Source organism: Marinobacter sp. ES-1 (assembly GCF_000475255.1).
GTDB lineage: Bacteria > Pseudomonadota > Gammaproteobacteria > Pseudomonadales > Oleiphilaceae > Marinobacter > Marinobacter vinifirmus.
Window position 1 is genome coordinate 1 of record NZ_AXBV01000078.1, and the last position, 17,475, is coordinate 17,475.

At 58.6% G+C, this 17,475-nt stretch carries 23 protein-coding genes; 11 read left to right on the plus strand and 12 right to left on the minus strand.

What is annotated here, in order from left to right; translation table 11 throughout:
- Window positions 1-71: 71 nt before the first annotated feature.
- Window positions 72-1,403 (minus strand): DEAD/DEAH box helicase, encoded by a 1,332-nt coding sequence (locus Q668_RS13605; protein WP_022990171.1) that lies wholly within the window; start codon window positions 1,401-1,403, stop codon window positions 72-74.
- 345 nt (window positions 1,404-1,748) lie between these two features.
- Here Q668_RS13605 and Q668_RS13610 point away from each other — a divergent pair, with 345 nt between their 5' ends.
- Window positions 1,749-2,600, plus strand: a complete 852-nt coding sequence (locus Q668_RS13610; RefSeq protein WP_022990172.1) for a TlpA disulfide reductase family protein — start codon at window positions 1,749-1,751, stop codon at window positions 2,598-2,600.
- Window positions 2,597-3,373 (plus strand): thiol:disulfide interchange protein DsbG, encoded by a 777-nt coding sequence (gene dsbG / locus Q668_RS13615; RefSeq protein WP_022990173.1) that lies wholly within the window; start codon window positions 2,597-2,599, stop codon window positions 3,371-3,373. The genes Q668_RS13610 and dsbG overlap by 4 nt, the downstream gene beginning before the upstream one ends.
- 12 nt (window positions 3,374-3,385) lie before the next feature.
- On the opposite strand, the gene Q668_RS13620 is transcribed toward dsbG, so the two are convergent.
- A complete protein-coding gene (locus Q668_RS13620; protein ID WP_022990174.1) occupies window positions 3,386-4,693 on the minus strand; it encodes a hypothetical protein in 1,308 nt (435 codons plus the stop codon).
- Window positions 4,694-4,884: 191 nt separating this feature from the next.
- On the opposite strand from Q668_RS13620, the gene mltF reads away from it, so the two are divergent.
- On the plus strand, window positions 4,885-6,255 hold the full coding sequence (gene mltF, locus Q668_RS13625) for a membrane-bound lytic murein transglycosylase MltF (RefSeq protein ID WP_022990175.1): 1,371 nt from the start codon (window positions 4,885-4,887) through the stop codon (window positions 6,253-6,255).
- A 1-nt stretch (window position 6,256) separates the two neighbouring features.
- Here mltF and Q668_RS13630 read toward each other — a convergent pair whose 3' ends face one another.
- On the minus strand, window positions 6,257-7,783 hold the full coding sequence (locus Q668_RS13630; protein WP_022990176.1) for a flavin-containing monooxygenase: 1,527 nt from the start codon (window positions 7,781-7,783) through the stop codon (window positions 6,257-6,259).
- Window positions 7,784-8,018: 235 nt separating this feature from the next.
- Between Q668_RS13630 and Q668_RS13635 the strand changes: the two genes are divergently transcribed.
- Window positions 8,019-8,888: a carbohydrate kinase family protein gene (locus Q668_RS13635; protein WP_022990177.1), complete on the plus strand. Its 870-nt coding sequence runs from the start codon at window positions 8,019-8,021 to the stop codon at window positions 8,886-8,888.
- A gap of 12 nt (window positions 8,889-8,900) precedes the next feature.
- Here the strand turns inward: Q668_RS13635 and Q668_RS13640 are convergent, their stop codons facing one another.
- Window positions 8,901-9,449, minus strand: coding sequence for a YgjV family protein (locus Q668_RS13640; protein WP_022990178.1), 549 nt, complete (start codon window positions 9,447-9,449; stop codon window positions 8,901-8,903).
- A 114-nt stretch (window positions 9,450-9,563) separates the two neighbouring features.
- Here Q668_RS13640 and Q668_RS13645 point away from each other — a divergent pair, with 114 nt between their 5' ends.
- The 3 genes from Q668_RS13645 (at window position 9,564) to Q668_RS17530 (ending at window position 11,132) form a co-directional block, all read left to right on the plus strand.
- Window positions 9,564-10,595 (plus strand): histone deacetylase family protein, encoded by a 1,032-nt coding sequence (locus Q668_RS13645; RefSeq protein WP_022990179.1) that lies wholly within the window; start codon window positions 9,564-9,566, stop codon window positions 10,593-10,595.
- Window positions 10,596-10,668: 73 nt separating this feature from the next.
- Window positions 10,669-10,899 carry a hypothetical protein gene (locus Q668_RS17525; protein WP_227498365.1) on the plus strand — a complete coding sequence of 77 codons (231 nt, stop codon included), beginning with the start codon at window positions 10,669-10,671 and terminating at the stop codon, window positions 10,897-10,899.
- Entirely contained in the window at window positions 10,899-11,132 is a 234-nt protein-coding gene (locus Q668_RS17530; protein WP_022990181.1) for a hypothetical protein, read from the plus strand. Before Q668_RS17525 ends, Q668_RS17530 begins: the two co-directional genes overlap by 1 nt.
- 80 nt (window positions 11,133-11,212) lie before the next feature.
- On the opposite strand, the gene ahpF is transcribed toward Q668_RS17530, so the two are convergent.
- The 4 genes from ahpF to Q668_RS13670 form a co-directional block, all read right to left on the minus strand.
- Window positions 11,213-12,778, minus strand: a complete 1,566-nt coding sequence (ahpF, locus tag Q668_RS13655) for an alkyl hydroperoxide reductase subunit F (protein ID WP_022990182.1) — start codon at window positions 12,776-12,778, stop codon at window positions 11,213-11,215.
- A 371-nt stretch (window positions 12,779-13,149) separates the two neighbouring features.
- Entirely contained in the window at window positions 13,150-13,713 is a 564-nt protein-coding gene (gene ahpC / locus Q668_RS13660; RefSeq protein WP_022990183.1) for an alkyl hydroperoxide reductase subunit C, read from the minus strand.
- Window positions 13,714-13,822: 109 nt separating this feature from the next.
- Entirely contained in the window at window positions 13,823-14,194 is a 372-nt protein-coding gene (locus tag Q668_RS13665) for a YeeE/YedE thiosulfate transporter family protein (protein ID WP_022990184.1), read from the minus strand.
- A gap of 64 nt (window positions 14,195-14,258) precedes the next feature.
- The gene (locus Q668_RS13670; RefSeq protein WP_022990185.1) at window positions 14,259-14,660 is read right to left on the minus strand and encodes a GFA family protein; all 402 of its coding nucleotides are present in this window, start codon (window positions 14,658-14,660) and stop codon (window positions 14,259-14,261) included.
- Between the two features lie 168 nt (window positions 14,661-14,828).
- Here Q668_RS13670 and Q668_RS13675 point away from each other — a divergent pair, with 168 nt between their 5' ends.
- Window positions 14,829-15,080: a type II toxin-antitoxin system Phd/YefM family antitoxin gene (locus Q668_RS13675; protein WP_012137510.1), complete on the plus strand. Its 252-nt coding sequence runs from the start codon at window positions 14,829-14,831 to the stop codon at window positions 15,078-15,080.
- Window positions 15,077-15,331: a Txe/YoeB family addiction module toxin gene (locus Q668_RS13680; protein ID WP_008938367.1), complete on the plus strand. Its 255-nt coding sequence runs from the start codon at window positions 15,077-15,079 to the stop codon at window positions 15,329-15,331. The genes Q668_RS13675 and Q668_RS13680 overlap by 4 nt, the downstream gene beginning before the upstream one ends.
- A gap of 78 nt (window positions 15,332-15,409) precedes the next feature.
- Here Q668_RS13680 and Q668_RS13685 read toward each other — a convergent pair whose 3' ends face one another.
- From Q668_RS13685 to Q668_RS13700, 4 genes are all read right to left on the minus strand, one after another.
- On the minus strand, window positions 15,410-15,673 hold the full coding sequence (locus tag Q668_RS13685) for a Txe/YoeB family addiction module toxin (RefSeq protein WP_022990186.1): 264 nt from the start codon (window positions 15,671-15,673) through the stop codon (window positions 15,410-15,412).
- Entirely contained in the window at window positions 15,670-15,912 is a 243-nt protein-coding gene (locus tag Q668_RS13690; protein ID WP_022990187.1) for a type II toxin-antitoxin system Phd/YefM family antitoxin, read from the minus strand. The genes Q668_RS13685 and Q668_RS13690 overlap by 4 nt, the downstream gene beginning before the upstream one ends.
- 118 nt (window positions 15,913-16,030) lie before the next feature.
- Window positions 16,031-16,333: a type II toxin-antitoxin system RelE/ParE family toxin gene (locus tag Q668_RS13695; protein ID WP_022990188.1), complete on the minus strand. Its 303-nt coding sequence runs from the start codon at window positions 16,331-16,333 to the stop codon at window positions 16,031-16,033.
- Window positions 16,321-16,578, minus strand: a complete 258-nt coding sequence (locus Q668_RS13700) for a type II toxin-antitoxin system Phd/YefM family antitoxin (protein ID WP_022990189.1) — start codon at window positions 16,576-16,578, stop codon at window positions 16,321-16,323. The genes Q668_RS13695 and Q668_RS13700 overlap by 13 nt, the downstream gene beginning before the upstream one ends.
- 244 nt (window positions 16,579-16,822) lie before the next feature.
- Here Q668_RS13700 and Q668_RS13705 point away from each other — a divergent pair, with 244 nt between their 5' ends.
- Window positions 16,823-17,017, plus strand: coding sequence for a type II toxin-antitoxin system VapB family antitoxin (locus tag Q668_RS13705; RefSeq protein ID WP_022990190.1), 195 nt, complete (start codon window positions 16,823-16,825; stop codon window positions 17,015-17,017).
- The gene (locus tag Q668_RS13710) at window positions 17,014-17,415 is read left to right on the plus strand and encodes a PIN domain nuclease (RefSeq protein ID WP_022990191.1); all 402 of its coding nucleotides are present in this window, start codon (window positions 17,014-17,016) and stop codon (window positions 17,413-17,415) included. The genes Q668_RS13705 and Q668_RS13710 overlap by 4 nt, the downstream gene beginning before the upstream one ends.
- The last annotated feature ends 60 nt before the right edge of the window (window positions 17,416-17,475 follow it).

Sequence of the window (17,475 nt, forward strand, 5' to 3'; positions counted from 1 at the left end):
GCCTGGCGCACCAAACAAAAAAGCGGGACTCTTCAGCCCCGCTTTATTATTGTCCGGAAAACCGGATCAGATCACGCGCTCTGGCGCTGGGCCGGGCGGCCACTTCTGCCCTGCCCCTGGCCACGGCCTTGTCCTTCGCCCTGACCGCCACGGCCACGACCGCCGCTACGACCAGCCGGCTTCGGGCCAAAGCTCTTACCATTGCCACCCTGAGGGCGACGATTCCGCGCCTTGCTCGGGTCTGCTTTGGCCTTGGGCTTCAGCGGCAGGTTGTTTTTCGGCTCGAAGCCTTCCACTTCCTTGCGCGGCAGCTGCTTCTTGATCAGCTTTTCGATACCCGCCAGCAGTTTGCCTTCATCGGCACTTACCAGCGACAACGCATGGCCACTTTCGCCGGCGCGGCCGGTACGGCCGATGCGGTGCACGTAGTCTTCCGGCACGTTCGGCAGTTCAAAGTTCACCACCTGGGGCAGCTGTTTGATGTCCAGGCCACGTGCGGCGATGTCGGTGGCAACCAGCACGCGCACTTCACCGGCTTTAAAGTCTGCCAGCGCACGGGTACGGGCACCCTGTGACTTGTTGCCGTGAATGGCGGCGGCGGTGATGCCGTCCTTTTCCAGCTTCTGGGTCAGGCGGTTGGCGCCGTGCTTGGTGCGGGTGAATACCAGCACCTGGTCCCAGGCGTTGTCACGCACCAGCTTGCTCAGCAGCGCAGTCTTCTGGCTCTGGTCTACCGGGTAAACCGACTGCTTCACCTTCTCGGCGGTGGTGTTACGGGCCGCCACTTCCACCTGTACCGGGTTATCCAGCAGGCCCTGGGCCAGGGTGCGGATTTCGTTGGAGAAGGTGGCAGAGAACAGCAAATTCTGTCGCTTGGCCGGCAGCAACGCCAGGATCTTGCGAATGTCGCGGATAAAGCCCATATCCAGCATGCGGTCAGCTTCGTCCAGTACCAGGATTTCCACTTCGTTGAAGCGCACAGCGTTCTGCTGATACAGGTCCATCAAACGGCCAGGTGTTGCCACCAGTACGTCCAGGCCCTTGCGCAGCTTCATCATCTGCGGGTTGATCTTGACGCCACCAAACACCACGGCGGCCTTGGTGGGTACGTATTTGCTGTAAAGGTTCACGCTATCGTGTACCTGGGCGGCCAGCTCACGGGTAGGTGTGAGAATCAGGGCGCGGGGGCCTTTGCCAGTGCGGGGGTTTTCCGCCAGGCGCTGTAACAAAGGCAGGGTAAAACCAGCGGTTTTACCGGTGCCGGTCTGGGCCGCGGCCATTACGTCTTTGCCAGACAACACCGCAGGAATTGCCTGCAGCTGAATGGGAGACGGGGTTTCATAACCCTGATCGGCGGTGGCACGGACCAGCTGCTCGGACAAACCGAGAGAAGAAAAACTCATATACGGTGTACTCTTGATTGATTCTGCCTCCACGAACACCGGATGCGGCGAATGCGGGCAGATGCCATGAACATTCATGGAATAAAAGACGACTACGGTCACACGCCGGGTTCGGGGTGACGTCCTCTGACAGGTCGTATGGATGATTCGCAAAGCGGCCGTTGGCCGGAAACTGCGGAATCCCTAGAGGCAGGATGCAGGCACGGTAACAGAGCACCCGGCAAATAGCTATAGGTGGTTTTTATTAGCAGGCTTTCATTTTTGCAAAAACATGGAACTCCCATGAATGTCTCCGGTCATTAGCCGCCGTATGCCGGTAAAAACCCACTGGATTCCGGAGATTCCATGCTCAGCGTAGGCGTTGGCCCCCTCAGCCTGTCCATCGGGCACCTGCTTCTGGTCCTGGCCTTTGTGGTCGCCCTGATTGTAGGCGCCCTGACTGGCCGTAAGGAGAAAACCCCCGTGGCCGGTACCCTGGCGGATATCTTCCTGGTGGCCATGGTCAGTGCTCGTATCGGCTTTGTGGTGCGTTACTTCGGCGAGTACCAGGGCGACTGGCTGGGCATGATCGACATCCGCGATGGCGGCTTCGATATGGTGACCGGCCTGCTGGCTGCCCTGGCGTTCACCGGCTACCTGATGTGGAAACGGGCCGCCATGCGCCGGGCACTGGGCTCGGCCGTTGCCGCCGGGCTGATTACCTGGGGCGGCATCAGCGGCCTGATCGCCCTGATGAACCAGCAAACCCAGGGCCTGCCGGACGTCGCCCTGACCGATCTGAACGAACGCCCGGTAGACCTGGCCAACCTGGCCGGTGACAAGCCTACGGTGGTCAATCTCTGGGCCACCTGGTGCCCGCCCTGCATCCGCGAGATGCCAGTGCTGGAAGAAGCCCAGAAGCGTTATCCGAACGTGAACTTTGTCTTCGCCAACCAGGGCGAGCACCCGGAAACCATCCGCAAGTTCCTGATGGAACAGAACCTGAACCTGAGCCACGTACTCAGCGACAGGCAGAACCGTTTTGGCCGGGTAGTCGGCAGCCACGGCTTGCCAACCACCCTGTTCTATAACGCCCAAGGCCACCTTGTGGATACCCACATGGGCGAACTGTCCCGCGCCAGCCTGGCCCGGAGCCTCGAACGCTTCGATGCCAGCTTCCTGAACTCATCCCCATCCAAGGAGTTAACATCCCGATGAGCACTCCCCTTGCCCAACGCCTGATCAAGGGCACCGTTTTATCGTCTGCCCTGTTTGCCATGGCGGCACAAGCCCAGGACTACCCACCCGCAATCCAGTCGCTGGAGCAACAGGGCGTTACCGTCCTGGAAAGCTTCGAAGCGCCGGGCGGCATGACTGGCTACGTAGGTGAGATGCAGGGGCGCTCCCTGGCGTTTTACCTGACCCCGGATGGAGACCATGTGATTGTGGGTACGCTGCTGGACGATAAAGGCACCAACCTCAGTGCTGCAAGCATCGAAGAGCTGGTGACCGGCCCGAAATTCGCCGAAGCCTGGCCCCGGCTGGAAAGCAGCAACTGGGTGCGTGACGGCGCCGAAGACGCCGAAACCGTGATTTACACCTTCACCGACCCCAATTGCCCCTACTGCCACCGGTTCCGCCAGCAGGCAGCGGCATGGATTGATGCCGGCAAGGTGCAGCTACGGCACATTATGGTGGGTATTCTTCGGGAAGACAGCCTGACCAAGGCCGCCACCATTCTTGGCAGCGACAACCCGGAAGCTGCATTGCATGAGCATCAGGGCAACTACGAGCAGGGTGGCATAGAGGTCGACCGCAAGAAAGTCAGCGCCGCCCATATGGACGTGAAGGCCAACAACCGCCTGATGCAGCAACTGGGCCTGCAAGCCACCCCCAGCACCCTGTACAAGGATGGTGAAGGCAATGTGAAAATGGTTCAGGGCCTGCCTAACCCGCAGGCGCTGGAACGGATGATGGGCTCCAAGCCTTGACGGAACCCTGCGTCAGGCCAGCCAGAACGTCAGGCTGAAGCCCAGAAGGCTGGCCGCGCCCAAACCGCACAGAGACAACGGCAGACTCCAGCGGAAGGAGGCATCCCGGGCCCGGTATCCGGTCAGCCGTTCCATGATCAGGGCGTTGGCCGCAAAGGGTGTGCCGAAGGCAGTAATACCCCAGCCGGTAACCATGGCAATCGCCAGGCCCAGCTGGGCCGCGGTTGGCCACAGGGAACCCAGAATGCCGCCCACCAGGGTGGCAATAATAATGGGGTTCATACCCGCCAGCCCGGCGGCAAAGAACGCCCAGGGCACACCAGCGGCCAGCAGGGCCCAGAGCCACACCGGCAATTCCGGCTGACCACTGATCTGGCCCAGTACCACGCCGCTGAGCACCGCCCCGATAAAGGCCGAACCACCCACAATGGCCAGTTCGTTGCTGACATTGGCCATGCTGGTCATGGGCGGATTTTGCCCTCGCAGCCATCCCAGAACCCGGTACAACAGCACCGCCCCCAGGCAGCTCAGAGCCACCGCATGGGCATAGCTCAGCCCGAACTGATGGCTGAGCCAGAGTACACCCACACACACCGCCAGAATCAGGCCACCAAATCGCAGCCAACTGCCCGCGCCGGCACCAGCACCGCCCTGCTCGGTGTTTTCCAGCGGTTCCGGTTCACGCCAGCGTAATCCCGCCAGCACCATGAACACAGAAAACGGTATCGCCAGCGACAGCAGCGACAACAGGCTCACCTGTGGCAGCAGCGTCAGGGTGAGCACCACCGAGATAGACAGGGGCGAGAACGAGGGTGCCACGCCGAACCCCCGCAAAACAGCCCGCGTGGCATTGCGGGTAGATTCGGAATCGCCATTGCGACGGATACGCTCCCCCACCAGGCTGCCCACCACAGCGACCGAACCAAAGTTCAGGGGAATGGATACCAGCGCGGTACCGAAGGCCAGGCTCAGATAACGGGTCAGCGGCTTGCCACCAAACAGGCTGGAAGAAATCTGTTGCAGGTCCTGTGTGCGGGCCAGCACGTTCGACAACAGCATCACCGCCAGCATCAGGCCCGCCAGGCGGGTCATGTTGCCGGCGGCGGTTACGATCAGCGCCGGGTCGTAGCCCAGGGCGAAGATCAGCATGGCCAGGGCCACCACAAACACCGCACGGGGCACGTTACGCATGTCCTGCCAGCCCAGAAGTATCGCCATACCAGCCGCCGCAGCACCCAGCAACGGCATACCGGGCAGCACCGAAAGCACGGCCGCAGTCAGGGCAAGGTAGGCAAAGGCCGAACGTAATCCGGTAGGCAAGGTGGTGTCCTTATTCGAACAACAGGAAGCCGTTATCGTAAGGATGCTAAGGGCCCTTGCCTATCAGCATTTGTGATAACACAGCCCTGAGCTATGCCGGGGAGGAAATCCACAGGGTTGATCGGTGCGTAGTTTTAACGGAGAGTAAGATCTATATAAATTCACGACATAAGAAAAAAGGATGACCCATCATGCAGTCCGGATGGAAATTCACCCTCGGCCTGTCCGCCGTTTTAATGATGGTGGGCGGGTGCAGCGAGCAGCAGGAAACGCCCGCCCAAAGCACCGGGCTCAAGCCGCCCTCGGAAACCGGTATTCTGAAGGTCGCCACCCGAAACGGCTCGACCACCTATTACCTTGACCGGCACGAGAACCCTGTCGGCCCCGAGTACGCCCTGGTCTCCGACTACGCCCAGGCCCGTGGCTGGGAGGTGGAGTGGACCATGCTGGACTCCACCGCCGATGTGCTCGCCGCCCTGGAAGCCGGCACTACCCACCTGGCAGCCTCCGGCCTGACCCACCTGCACAGCCGCAACGAGCTGTTCACGCCGGGGCCGGCCCACACCGAGATCACCGAGCAACTGGTCTGCCACCGTGACGATCGCCCCCTGCCCCGCAAACCTGAAGACATTCAGGGAATCGATATTGCGGTCACCGCCGGCTCCAGCTATGTGGACACACTGAACGAACTGGCCGGACAGCATCCGGAGATTGAATTCCGGGAAGACAGCGAGCGCACTACCGAAGTGATCCTGGCCGAAGTGGCAGACAGGAATGTGGGCTGCACCGTGGCAGACTCCAACATTGTGCAGGTGATGCGCCGGCACTTCCCGCACCTGGAAGTGGCCATGAACCTGACCGAAGGACGTAACCTGGGCTGGTACCTGCCTGCCGGCTCAGACGAGTTGGCAGCAGACGCCCGGGAGTGGATGAACAGCAAGGAAGGTGACGAAGCCCTGGGCCGGATGGAAAACCGCTACTACGCCTATATCGGCGACTTCGACTTTGTCGACTTGCGGGCCCTGAACCGGCGGATTGAAGACCGGCTGCCGAACTACATCGACCTGTTCCGGGCAGCCGAGCAGAAAACCGGCATACCGGCCGACCTGCTGGCAGCGCTTTCCTACCAGGAATCCCACTGGAACCCGAAAGCCAGGTCGCCCACCGGCGTGCGGGGCATCATGATGCTGACCCTGAATACCGCAAAATCCCTGGGGGTGACCAACCGGCTGGACCCGGTTGCTTCCATTGACGGCGGTGCCCGCTACCTGGCCGACCGCCATCGCCGCCTGCCGGAAACCATCCCGGAGCCGGACCGCACCTTCCTGGCCCTGGCCAGCTACAACATCGGCCGCGGCCACCTGCTGGATGCCCGGCAATTGGCCCGGGACCTGGGCAAGAACCCGGATTCCTGGGAAGACATGGAGAAAGTACTGCCCCTGAAAGCCGACAAACGCTACTACCCCAGCACCCGCTATGGCTACGCCCGGGGTTACGAACCGGTGCACTACGTGCAGCGTATCCGCAACTACCGGGACATTATCCGGCCGGCGTTCCAGTAACTCAGGAGCCGAACAGGGCCGAGCGCAGGGGCCGCAGGAAACCGGCACTCTGCGGTTGGCCGGCCAGGCTGCGCTGGCCGTCGAATTCCAGGTAGCCATCCTCTATAGGCTCGAAGCGCAGGATCTTCACATCGGTGAGGTAATCCTGCGAAGCCTTCCAGGGGCCATGGGTGCCCTGGCGGGGCAGCCGGTCTTCTGCACGCTTGATGTAGCCGGCGTCCAGCGAACCCAGAATGGTTTCGTCACCACGGCTGTTTTCGGTGTCCCGGGGCACCGCCACCTCATAACCCTTGCGATCCATATGGTTGATCAGCCGGCACAGGTACTCGCTGGCGATATCCGCTTTCAGGGTCCAGGAGATGTTGGTGTAGCCGAAGATCATGCCGGCGTTGGGCACCCCTTCCACCATCACGTTCTTGTAGATCACCTTGTCTTTGAGCACCACCTCCCGGCCGTCTACCCGGGGCTTGATGCCACCCAGCATCTGGATATCCAGGCCGGTAGCCGGAACGATGATGTCTGCTTCCAGTTCCTCGCCGGATTTCAGGCGAATACCGGTTTCGGTAAAGCGCTCGATGTGATCGGTTTTGATCGACGCGCTGCCCGCCTTGATGGCCTCGAACAGGTCGCCGTCTTTCACCACACACAGGCGCTGGTCCCAGGGGTTGTAGTCCGGGCTGAAGTGGCGCATGTCAGCCTTACCGTTAAGCTGGCGTTTGATGATCGACAGGAACAGGCGGCGCATGGCTTTCGGGCTTTTGCGGGAGCGTTCGAACAAAAACCGGGAAATGGAAATGTTACGGGCCCGGGTCAGCCGGTAGGCGGTCCTGGCCGGCAGTACTTTCTGCATGGCCAGGGTGATTTTATCGGTTGACGGCAGCGGCATCAGGTACGTGGGCGAGCGCTGCAGCATGGTTACATGGGCAGCCTTCTCCGCCATGGTGGGCACCAGGGTAATAGCCGTGGCACCACTGCCGATCACCACCACTTTCTTGCCGGTGTAGTCCAGGTTTTCCGGCCAGTGCTGGGGGTGCACAACCTGGCCCTTGAAGTCGCTCTCGCCGGGGAAATCCGGTTTGTAGCCCTGGTCATAGTTGTAGTAGCCGGTGCAACCCACCAGGAAACTGGCCGTGTAGGTTTCCAGTTCACCGGTCTGCTCGCTCTCGGCGGTGAGGGTCCAGCATTTGTCGGCGCTGGACCAGTCCGCGCTTTTTACCGCCACGCCATAACGAATGTGGCGCTCGACATCGTTCTCTTTCGCGGTCTCAGCCACGTAGTTCTTGATCGAAGCGCCGTCCGCCAGCACCTTGCCGCCGGTCCAGGGTCGGAAGTTGTAGCCAAAGGTGAACATGTCGGAATCCGAGCGGATACCCGGGTAACGGAACAGATCCCAGGTGCCGCCGAGGGACTGGCGGCGCTCCAGAATGGCGAAACGCTTGCCAGGGCATTCCCGTTTCAGGTGGCAGGCCATGCCGATGCCGGATACTCCGGCGCCAATAATCAGGACGTCGTAGTGCTGCTTACCCATAACCTGCTCACTCGGATTCGGATCCGTTTATTGTTGGTCACGTCAGTTCCATCAAGATAGCCCAGCGCGGGGCGACCGGAAATTGGCCATCGAGGTCCTGAATCATGGTTGTTTGAGTCAGTCGCAAACAGGAAATCCTCCCTTGGCTTTAACTCCGGGGCTGAGGGGCCGGAATGAGGTACGCCCGCAAGTAGCCGCTTAAACTGGATGGAACTCACTCACCGGGGCACCACTCATGTCATCCTCCATTCTGATCCTTGGCGGAACATCACTCGACACCATCATTCACCTGGACCAGCTTCCCTCCCCGGTGCCCCAGACCATCTGGCCTCGGCAGGCCTACCGGAGCCTGGGCAGCACCGGCGCCGGCAAAAGCCTGAACCTGGCGGCTCTGGGGCATCGGATAACATTGCATACGTTGTTGGGCCGGGACGCAGAAGCCGAGACCATCCGCCAACAACTGGCGAAACCCGGTATCCGCTTGCTGGTTGAAGCCACCGACATCGCAACGGAGCAACACGTCAACCTGATGACAGCCGCCGGCGAACGCATCTCCCTGTTCGTTCAGCCACCGGCAGCGCCGGAAACCGTGGATTGGCAACCGGTAATGGCACAGTTGCCCGGAGCCGACCTGGTAGTGGCCAACATCCTTGCCTACGTCAAACCTGCCCTAGGCTGGCTGCAAGCGTCCGGACAACCGGTCTGGACAGACCTTCATGACTACGATGGTTCAGATCCCTACCATCAACCATTCATCGACGCCGCCAAAGTCATCTTCCTGTCCAGTGACAACCTCCCGGATTACCGGCGCACCATGGAGCAGCTGATTCGCGGCGGCAAAGCGTTTGTGGTCTGCACCCACGGGTCTGCCGGCGCCACCCTGCTGAGCAACGACGGACAATGGCTGGAACAAGCCGCCATCCAGGTGCCTGAAGTGATTGATACCAATGGCGCCGGCGATGCCTTTTTCAGCGGATTTCTGCATTGCTACCTGCAAGGGGGAACACTAACCGACTGCCTTCGGGCCGGAGCCATGGCCGGAGCTTTGTGCGTCACCAGCCGGGAGCTTGTGAGCGACAGGCTGACCCCGGAGGCACTGAGCTGAATCAGACCATGCTCAGTCTCCGGGCCTGAAATCCGGGTACTTCTGCTGCAGCCGGTACAGCCGGATGATGGTAATAATATTGGTGACCAGCACCATGCCTTCCGCCAGAGTGCCGCCGACGGATCCGATCACCAGGTTATTGAGCATCCAGGCGAGCGCCGCCAGGCCCAGAACAATACGCAGGGGAATACCCCGGAGCATGAACATGCCGACGGTGCCGAGAACAGCGGCGGTGAGGGGGAACACATCGGTAGCAGATGTCCAGGTTGCCCAGGCCACCAGCAGATTGACCACCAGCATGGCCGCCATGATCAACCAGTTGCCCTGGTACCGGCGTGCCAGGGCGATGCGCAGGATCACCAGTACCGTCAGGGCGGCCGCCGTCCAGCTCTGAAAGAACGCGAACATCAGGGCGAAGGCCACGTTGGCGGAGATCAGCAACACCATCAGCCGGTCGTCGTTCTTGTTGGCAAAACCGGCAATACAGAACCCCAGGGCCACCAGGCCACACAGCTGCCCCAGCCCTTGGCTGAGCGTAAGCCCGGCAACCAATTCTGTCATAGCGGTAATCCCCTCTCCCGATGCTGCGCCCCAGCCTGCCACACTTACCAGGTTTGAGCCACGCACAAAGCTGTGCCAGCGTGCTTTCACGTTCACATCAAGGACTCGCGCCCTATGAAAACCGTCTTCTCCCCGTTGCACAGCCGGCGCCATGTGCGCACCGAACTGGACGGCGGCTTGCTGATTGAACCCCATGAAAAGCCCTCAAGAGCCGAGACCATCCTGGCCCGGGTGAAGAGCCAGGCACTGGGCGAGATTCTGGAACCGGAAGAATTCGGGCTGGCGCCGATCCAGCGCGTGCACACACCGGATTACGTGGCGTTTCTGGAAACCTGCTGGCAGGACTGGCTGGCCGCGGGCAAGCCCGGCGAAGCGATTCCCGCCGTGTGGGCTGGCCGGGGCATGCGCCACCGGGTTCCCAGGGACATCGATGGCCGGCTGGGCTACTACAGTTTTGCCGCCGAAACATCGATCTCCGAGGGCACCTGGGAAGCCGCCCGGGCTTCCGCCAACGTGGCCCTGACCGCCCAGAAACTGGTGGCCGACGGGGAGCGCGCCGCTTTCGCACTGTGCCGGCCACCAGGGCACCACGCCCACGCCGACCTGTTCGGCGGCTACTGCTTCTTCAACAACGCCGCCATCGTGGCCCAGGCGTTCCGGGACCAGGGCTATGGCAAGGTTGCTGCCCTGGATGTGGACTTCCACCACGGCAATGGCACCCAGGCCATTTTCTACGACCGGGCCGATGTGCTCACCATCAGCCTGCACGGCGACCCGGATCTGGTGTTCCCGCACTTTCTCGGGTTTGAAGACGAGATCGGTGAAGGTTCCGGCGAGGGCTACAACCTGAACATCGTCTATCCACCGGGCACACCCTACAGCACCTGGAGCCAGGGCCTGGAAACCGCTTGCGAGCGCATTGAAGTGTTCAAGCCCGATGCCCTGGTGGTGGCGCTGGGCGTGGACACCTTCGAGCACGACCCCATCTCGTTCTTCAAGCTGGCATCTGAAGACTACCTCAGCCTGGGGCAGCGCCTGGCGCAGCTGGGTTTACCCACCGTGTTTACCATGGAAGGCGGCTACGATGTCGACGCCATTGGCGTGAATGCGGTCAATGTCATGCAGGGGTTTGAGGGAAAGGTGTGAGCAGGCTGGGCAATGGCTTTGGTGGAATAAGTCATTGCCTGTAGCTTGCTAATCGGGAGATCATCAGCCGACCATGCGCAAACTCTGGATGCCCCGAATGGAAAACTACCTGAGAGCCACCCCCTTCTTCGACTACGACCATCCCGCCGTCGACGCCTGGGTCCGGCAGCAACTCACAGGCATACCGGAAAATCCGGTGGCACAGATCAAGGCGCTGTATCTGGCGGTGCGCGACAGCATCCAGTACAACCCCTACGTGTTCAGAACCGAGCCACGCACGCTCTCGGCCAGTTATGCGAGCTGATGAAGGTAGAGCCCCTGCCGTTTGATGGGGTGAACGACTCGGTCTTCCAGGAATTCACGGAAGACGGCCAGGCGCATATGGAATACATCAACGATCACGGCGTGTTCGACGATGTGCCCTTCGATTTCATCGTTGACGGCGTTCGCCGGGCCTATGGCCACCTGTTTGAAGCGGATGGCCAGCCCCAAACCAAGACGGGCAGCCTGGAACAGGACATCTCGGACCGTTCCTGAAGCCATAAAAAAACCGGCAGCCCACTTCCCGTGAGCGCCGGTTTCAGGGGTCAGCCTGAATTCAGGCTTGTGTGAACAACTTACTCAGCAGAATTACGGATCAGGAAGTCGAAGGCGCTCAGGGCAGCCTTGGCACCTTCGCCCATAGAGATCACGATCTGCTTGTAGGGCACCGTGGTGGCATCGCCGGCCGCGAACACACCCGGAATGGATGTTTCGTTGCGGTCGTTAACGATGATCTCGCCGTGCTGGCTCAGCTCGATATCACCCTTCAGCCACTCGGTGTTCGGCACCAGGCCGATCTGCACGAAGATACCTTCCAGCTCGATGTGGTGAGACTCACCGGTGGTGCGGTCGATGTAGTTCAGACCGCTCACCTTGCCGTTCTGGCCCACCACCTCGGTGGTCTGGCCAGAGGTAATGATCTTCACGTTATCCAGGCTGCGCAGTTTCTTCTGCAGCACTTCGTCTGCGCGCATCTGCTCGCCGAACTCGATCAGGGTTACGTGGCCGACAATACCGGCCAGGTCGATGGCTGCTTCCACGCCGGAGTTACCGCCACCGATGACCGCTACGCGCTTGCCCTTGAACAGGGGGCCGTCGCAGTGCGGGCAGTAGGCCACGCCCTTGTTACGGTATTCTTCTTCACCCGGCACACCCATCTGGCGCCAGCGGGCACCGGTAGCCAGAACCAGCGTGCGAGACTTCAACGAGGCACCGTTAGCCAGCTTCACTTCGTGCAGGCCGCCCGGCTGCGCCGCCGGAATAAGCTTCTCGGCGCGCTGCATGTTCATGATGTCTACTTCGTATTCGTTAACGTGCTGCTCCATAGCGGAGACCAACTTCGGGCCTTCGGTGTAAGGCACGGAAATCAGGTTTTCGATACCCATGGTATCGCCCACCTGGCCACCGAAACGCTCAGCGGCAATACCGGTGGAGATGCCCTTACGGGCCGCGTAAATCGCTGCCGCGGCGCCGGCGGGGCCACCACCGATCACCAGGACGTCGAAATCATCTTTCTGGTTCAGTTTCTCGGCCTCTTTCTCGGCGGAGTTGGTGTCCAGCTTCGCGACGATTTCTTCCAGCGTCATCCGGCCCTGGCCCCAGGGCTGGCCGTTCAGGTACACACTCGGTACCGCCATGACTTCACGCTGCTCAACTTCGTCCTGGAACAGGGCACCGTCAATGGAGGTGTGCTTGATGTTCGGGTTCAGCACGCTCATCAGGTTCAGCGCCTGAACCACATCCGGGCAGTTCTGGCAGGACAGCGAGAAGTAGGTTTCGAACTCGAACTCGCCGTCCAGCTCCTGGATCTGCTCGATCAGCTCCTGTGACGCCTTGGACGGGTGACCGCCTACCTGCAGCAGCGCCAGTACCAGGGAGGTGAACTCGTGACCCATGGGGATACCGGCGAAACGTACGCCAATATCGGAACCAATCCGGTTGATCGCGAAAGACGGGCGACGCACGTCACTTGATTCTTCCGTTCGCAGGCTGATCTTGGAGGACATCGGCTCCAGCTCTTCCAGCAACTCTTTCAGCTCCTGCGACTTCTTGCTGTCGTCATAGGCTGCCACCAGCTCGATCGGCTGCTGCAGCTTTTCCATGTACGCCTGGAGTTGTTGCTTGATGTTTGCATCCAACATTTCGGGGGTCTCCTTGATATCTCTCGTAGCCAAGTGGCTGAATTCAAAGTGAATCGTTAAAAGAAGTTGTATGTACGATACGGCCCTGCAATACAAAGCTCAAATTAATTGATGCAAAATGATTAATAGGGCAGAGCTATAGTATGCGCGTTAACCCATCCCCACTCTGAACCCCGGCCACCACAGCCGCTCGAATACCTCAAGCTTCACTTCAACAGTAGACGATATCGGAAGCCCAGGGCATGACCGGTGGCAAGATTGCGGGTTTTGCGGACACCACAACGCAAAAACCCCGGCAGAGCCGGGGTTTTCGGAGGATCGAGGCCTGCGGACAGGCCTCTTTCCAGTCAGTTTTTCTGTGGCAGAAAAACTTAGATCTTGCCAACCAGGTCCAGAGACGGAGCCAGTGTTTCTTCGCCTTCTTTCCACTTGGCCGGGCAAACTTCGCCAGGATGGTTGCGAACATACTGGGCAGCCTTAACCTTGCGCATCAGGTCGTCTGCGTCACGGCCGATGCCTTCAGCAGTGATTTCCATCGCCTGGATAATGCCATCCGGATCGATCAGGAAAGTAGCGCGGTCTGCCAGGCCCTGGCCTTCACGCATCACACCGAAGTTGTTGGTGATGGTGCCGGTCTGGTCGCCTACCATGTAGTACTGGATCTTGCCGATGGTTTCGGAAGTGTCGTGCCATGCTTTGTGGGTGAAGTGAGTGTCAGTAGACACGGAGAACACTTCAACGCCCAGCTTCTGCAGCTCTTCGTACTTATCCGCTACGTCGCCCAGCTCGGTCGGGCAAACGAAGGTGAAGTCGGCCGGATAGAAGAAGAAGATAGCCCACTTGCCTTTAACATCGGCTTCGGAGATTTCTACAAACTCGCCCTGCTTGAATGCGGTTGCCTTAAACGGTTTGATTTCGCTGTTAATAATACCCATCTCAGAATAACTCCTGTTGATAGTTTGGGTTGATGGTTAAGAATCGGTGTAAAGAATACTGCTTTCGCCAATTCGGTAAAAATTGATTATTTCCAACCTCAGGATAGGCTCAGCCTATTTCTTTCAAAATCCTGCCCGCCGGCCTGCCGGCCTGCCACGGTGCGGCGTACTTCCACAGCCGTAGTGTATATGGGGGCTTAACCCGCCGTTTCAATCTTGTGGAAAACCAGTATGGGTTATTCCAATGGATGCCGAGGTTATCCCAGCCATAGGCCAGTACCGTAGCACCGATTACGTTGCCGGCAAAAACCGGCAGGAACAGCACCTGCCCTTCCATCAGCCGGTACATCATGCCAGTTTCACAACCCGACGCCATCACAATGCCCAGGCCGAACAACACGCCGCCCACCAGAGTACTGAGTGCCGCAACCTGGGTAATGGGCGTCAGGCCATAGGCGGAAATGACGATAAAGGTGATCACCGAGCTTGGTCTTGAGCTTAAGGGGCAAGCATTTTACTAGGATGCGACCAATTAGCTAGCCGGCTCACCCTGGCAGGCCCTCAAAGTTTGGCAGCTTCTCTAACGCCTCATCCCAGGCCGCCTTGCTGGATGAAAAGATATGCGCTGTTGGCAACATAGCGATGTCCGTATCCAGGCAGCCTGCCGGAACGACCAGCAAACCCGGGATTTGAGTGTTTGGCAACGCTGAACCACACCGCTTACAAAAGCTTTTGCTATGACGGGTGCCAGGAAGCAAAAAGGATGTTACCGCATCTGCACCCGACAGCCAGGCCAGCTTGGCTGAGTGCGAAAACAGATTTGCCGCATGGGCCGAGCCGGTATCTTTCTGGCAATGCTGACAGTGGCACAGGTAAAAGCTGTCGAACTCACCTTTTACATCAAAGGTTACGGTGCCACACAGGCAAGAACCGGAATGTTCAGTCATCAGAACTCCTTCCATGGGCTGTGGGGAATCTCGGCGGGTCAACGCTGATGTAACGCGTCGGTTTGAAGCCGCGAAGCGGTGGAAAATCGGTCGCTGTGCAGCCGATTGTTAAATCTTTTTGCGTACGGTATCCTGACCATGATCAACATCCTGTACAGGAGCAACCTTATGGATGCCATTAGCTACACAGCCGCTAGAACCAATCTAGCAAAAACCATGGAGCAGGTCTGTGAAGACCATTCCCCTGTGATCATCACCCGGAGCAAGTCGCAGTCCGTGGTAATGATCTCCCTAGAGGACTACGAGGCGCTGCAAGAGACTGCATACCTTCTGCGCGCACCAAAAAACGCACGGCGTTTGCTGGAATCCGTTGCCGAGCTGGAGCAAGGCGGTGGTCAAGAAAAGGAACTTCTTGAATGAAACTCATCTTCTCCGAGAACGCCTGGGAAGACTATCTGTACTGGCAGAAAACCGACAAAAAGATTCTTAACCGAATCAACAAACTGATCAAAGAGACCAAACGAGAACCGTTCGAAGGTGTTGGCAAACCAGAGCCCCTCAAACACAGCCTCGCCGGGTACTGGTCTCGCCGGATCAACGAAGAACACCGAATAGTTTACAAAGTCACGGATGACGCTTTGCTTATCGCCCAGCTCCGGTATCACTACTGATTTGACGCTGAGCTTTGCGGCAATTTTGGAGCCGCGAAGCGGTGGAAAAATTGTCCGGCAACAACGGCTGGTTATGCATTATTCGTAGTGGCTCCAGAGTCTGAGGACTTTCACCACTTGCTCGTCCTCCAGTACTTGGTAGACCAGGCGATGCTGAATATTAATGCGACGCGAATAGGCCCCCGCAAGATCACCAATTAGCTTCTCAAACGGAGGCGGCTTGCGACAAGGATCTTCCGCTATTAGCGCTAACAGTTCCTGGGCTTTTGGTTTGAGGCCGCTGGAGGCCAACTTTTTTGCATCTTTCTGGGCCTGATTGGTGTAAACCAACTTCCATGTCACCAGTCCAGCTCCTCATCGCATGCATCCACGGGGGTATCCATCCCTTCCCGAATAGACCCCCGCATACCGGGTACGGAGAGCAGATAAAGTGTTTCTTGAATAGCAGACCAGTCTTCTTCGGATACCAGAACAGCTTTATTCCGCTTACCCATGATGACGATTGGTTGGTGGGACTCGGCGGTCTCGTCAATCAACCGATAAAGGTTGCTGCGCGCCTCAGTTGCAGTGATTCCGGTCATGACGCACCTCTTGCGTGTTTAACTTTTCACCAAGTGTACGCCTCTGGGTACGTACGTCAAGACGAGCGCCCTGTATAGCGCCGAAGCGAAGACAAAGGCATCCGAGCGACGCGCCTGGTTAGCTGTTCCCAAGCATGTACGCCCGAAGCTGCCGCTCCTCTCGCATGACATAGAGAACGAGAACCCGCTGCCCATCCTCACGATAAAAAATGCGACATGGTGGAACCACTACCTCCCTGTATACCGAATTAGGGGGCTCTGGAGGAATCCGTCCGGATTGGGGAAAATCTTCCAAGCGCTCGGTCTTATCGAAAACTTCTTTAACCAGACGACTTGCGGCAGCAGGATTATCCAGAGCGATGTACTCAGCGATGGCATCCAGTTCTTGAAGGGCAGGCTCCGTCCAGATTACTTCAGCCATTTACTCATTTTCTCCCTAGCCTCACTTTGGCTGTACGTTCTTCCCTCAAGTACAGCACGCTCTCCCCGTGAGAGCCCCTCAAGCAGCTCAAGCCGGCGCTGCATAAACTCGTAATCCTGCACATCCACAAGGTATGCGGATGGCTGGCCATGCTCCGTGATCAGTACCGGTTCTTTAGACAGGTGCAGATCGGCCAGAATTTTTGTGGCTTGGCGCTTGAGGTTCGTAACAAGCTCGACTTTCATGGGCTCACCCTGAATCAGACTGTTAGTGGCACTATAGTATCACTTTTCGGATGGGACAATCACAGCTAACGACGGATTGTTAAGCGGCACTGGCGCCAGCCAGGGTCCGACTTAACGCCCGGCTCACGCGCCGGTTTGGAGCCGTGAAGCGGCGTAAAATCGGTCGCTGTGCAGCCGATTGTTATGTTTTCCCCGAAGTGCTAGATTGTGTATAGAAACTGCAAACCATACACATAGGTGCACCATGAGAACGAACATTGTCATTGACGACCAGTTGATGGCCGAAGCCCTCAAAGCCTCTGGCTACGAAACCAAAAAAGAAGCCGTTGAGCAAGGCCTGAAACTTCTGGTCCAGTTGAGCAAGCAACAGGAAATTCGAAAACTGCGCGGCAAGGTCAAGTGGGAAGGCGACCTGAATGAAATGCGGAGCGCCGGATGATACTGGTGGATACCAGCGTCTGGATCGACTATTTCAACGGAGTCACTAACCCACATACTGACCTGTTGGATGCCTCGATAGTCCAAGGATCTGTCGCTATCGGGGACCTCATATTTCTGGAAATCCTCCAAGGCATCCGCAACGACAAACAATATCGTCAGACCAAACAAAGCCTGATGGCGCTAGATCAATATGAAATGTTTGGCAAAGATATGGCAGCCAAATGTGCCGACAATTATCGAGCGCTTCGTAAAAAGGGCATCACGACCAGAAAGACTGCCGATGTGATCATCGCGACATTTTGCATAGAGAAGGAGCTACCCCTGTTGTTCCTGGATCGTGACTTTACCCCCTTTGTTGATCATCTTGGACTTGAGCCGGCTCTGAGAGAAACATAACGCCCGCCATCACCGGTGACAAAACCGCAGCGAAGCAGATGCGTATTCCGGCCCATCGTG

Excerpts from the sequence above, each read along its gene's own strand:
- Q668_RS13605 (WP_022990171.1), bottom strand. The coding sequence starts at position 1,403 with ATGAGTTTTTCTTCTCTCGGTTTGTCCGAGCAGCTGGTCCGTGCCACC.
- Q668_RS13610 (WP_022990172.1), top strand. The coding sequence starts at position 1,749 with ATGCTCAGCGTAGGCGTTGGCCCCCTCAGCCTGTCCATCGGGCACCTG.
- dsbG (WP_022990173.1), top strand. The coding sequence starts at position 2,597 with ATGAGCACTCCCCTTGCCCAACGCCTGATCAAGGGCACCGTTTTATCG.
- mltF (WP_022990175.1), top strand. The coding sequence starts at position 4,885 with ATGCAGTCCGGATGGAAATTCACCCTCGGCCTGTCCGCCGTTTTAATG.
- Q668_RS13630 (WP_022990176.1), bottom strand. The coding sequence starts at position 7,783 with ATGGGTAAGCAGCACTACGACGTCCTGATTATTGGCGCCGGAGTATCC.
- Q668_RS13635 (WP_022990177.1), top strand. The coding sequence starts at position 8,019 with ATGTCATCCTCCATTCTGATCCTTGGCGGAACATCACTCGACACCATC.
- Q668_RS13640 (WP_022990178.1), bottom strand. The coding sequence starts at position 9,449 with ATGACAGAATTGGTTGCCGGGCTTACGCTCAGCCAAGGGCTGGGGCAG.
- Q668_RS13645 (WP_022990179.1), top strand. The coding sequence starts at position 9,564 with ATGAAAACCGTCTTCTCCCCGTTGCACAGCCGGCGCCATGTGCGCACC.
- Q668_RS17525 (WP_227498365.1), top strand. The coding sequence starts at position 10,669 with ATGCGCAAACTCTGGATGCCCCGAATGGAAAACTACCTGAGAGCCACC.
- Q668_RS17530 (WP_022990181.1), top strand. The coding sequence starts at position 10,899 with ATGAAGGTAGAGCCCCTGCCGTTTGATGGGGTGAACGACTCGGTCTTC.
- ahpF (WP_022990182.1), bottom strand. The coding sequence starts at position 12,778 with ATGTTGGATGCAAACATCAAGCAACAACTCCAGGCGTACATGGAAAAG.
- ahpC (WP_022990183.1), bottom strand. The coding sequence starts at position 13,713 with ATGGGTATTATTAACAGCGAAATCAAACCGTTTAAGGCAACCGCATTC.
- Q668_RS13670 (WP_022990185.1), bottom strand. The coding sequence starts at position 14,660 with ATGACTGAACATTCCGGTTCTTGCCTGTGTGGCACCGTAACCTTTGAT.
- Q668_RS13675 (WP_012137510.1), top strand. The coding sequence starts at position 14,829 with ATGGATGCCATTAGCTACACAGCCGCTAGAACCAATCTAGCAAAAACC.
- Q668_RS13680 (WP_008938367.1), top strand. The coding sequence starts at position 15,077 with ATGAAACTCATCTTCTCCGAGAACGCCTGGGAAGACTATCTGTACTGG.
- Q668_RS13690 (WP_022990187.1), bottom strand. The coding sequence starts at position 15,912 with ATGACCGGAATCACTGCAACTGAGGCGCGCAGCAACCTTTATCGGTTG.
- Q668_RS13695 (WP_022990188.1), bottom strand. The coding sequence starts at position 16,333 with ATGGCTGAAGTAATCTGGACGGAGCCTGCCCTTCAAGAACTGGATGCC.
- Q668_RS13700 (WP_022990189.1), bottom strand. The coding sequence starts at position 16,578 with ATGAAAGTCGAGCTTGTTACGAACCTCAAGCGCCAAGCCACAAAAATT.
- Q668_RS13705 (WP_022990190.1), top strand. The coding sequence starts at position 16,823 with ATGAGAACGAACATTGTCATTGACGACCAGTTGATGGCCGAAGCCCTC.
- Q668_RS13710 (WP_022990191.1), top strand. The coding sequence starts at position 17,014 with ATGATACTGGTGGATACCAGCGTCTGGATCGACTATTTCAACGGAGTC.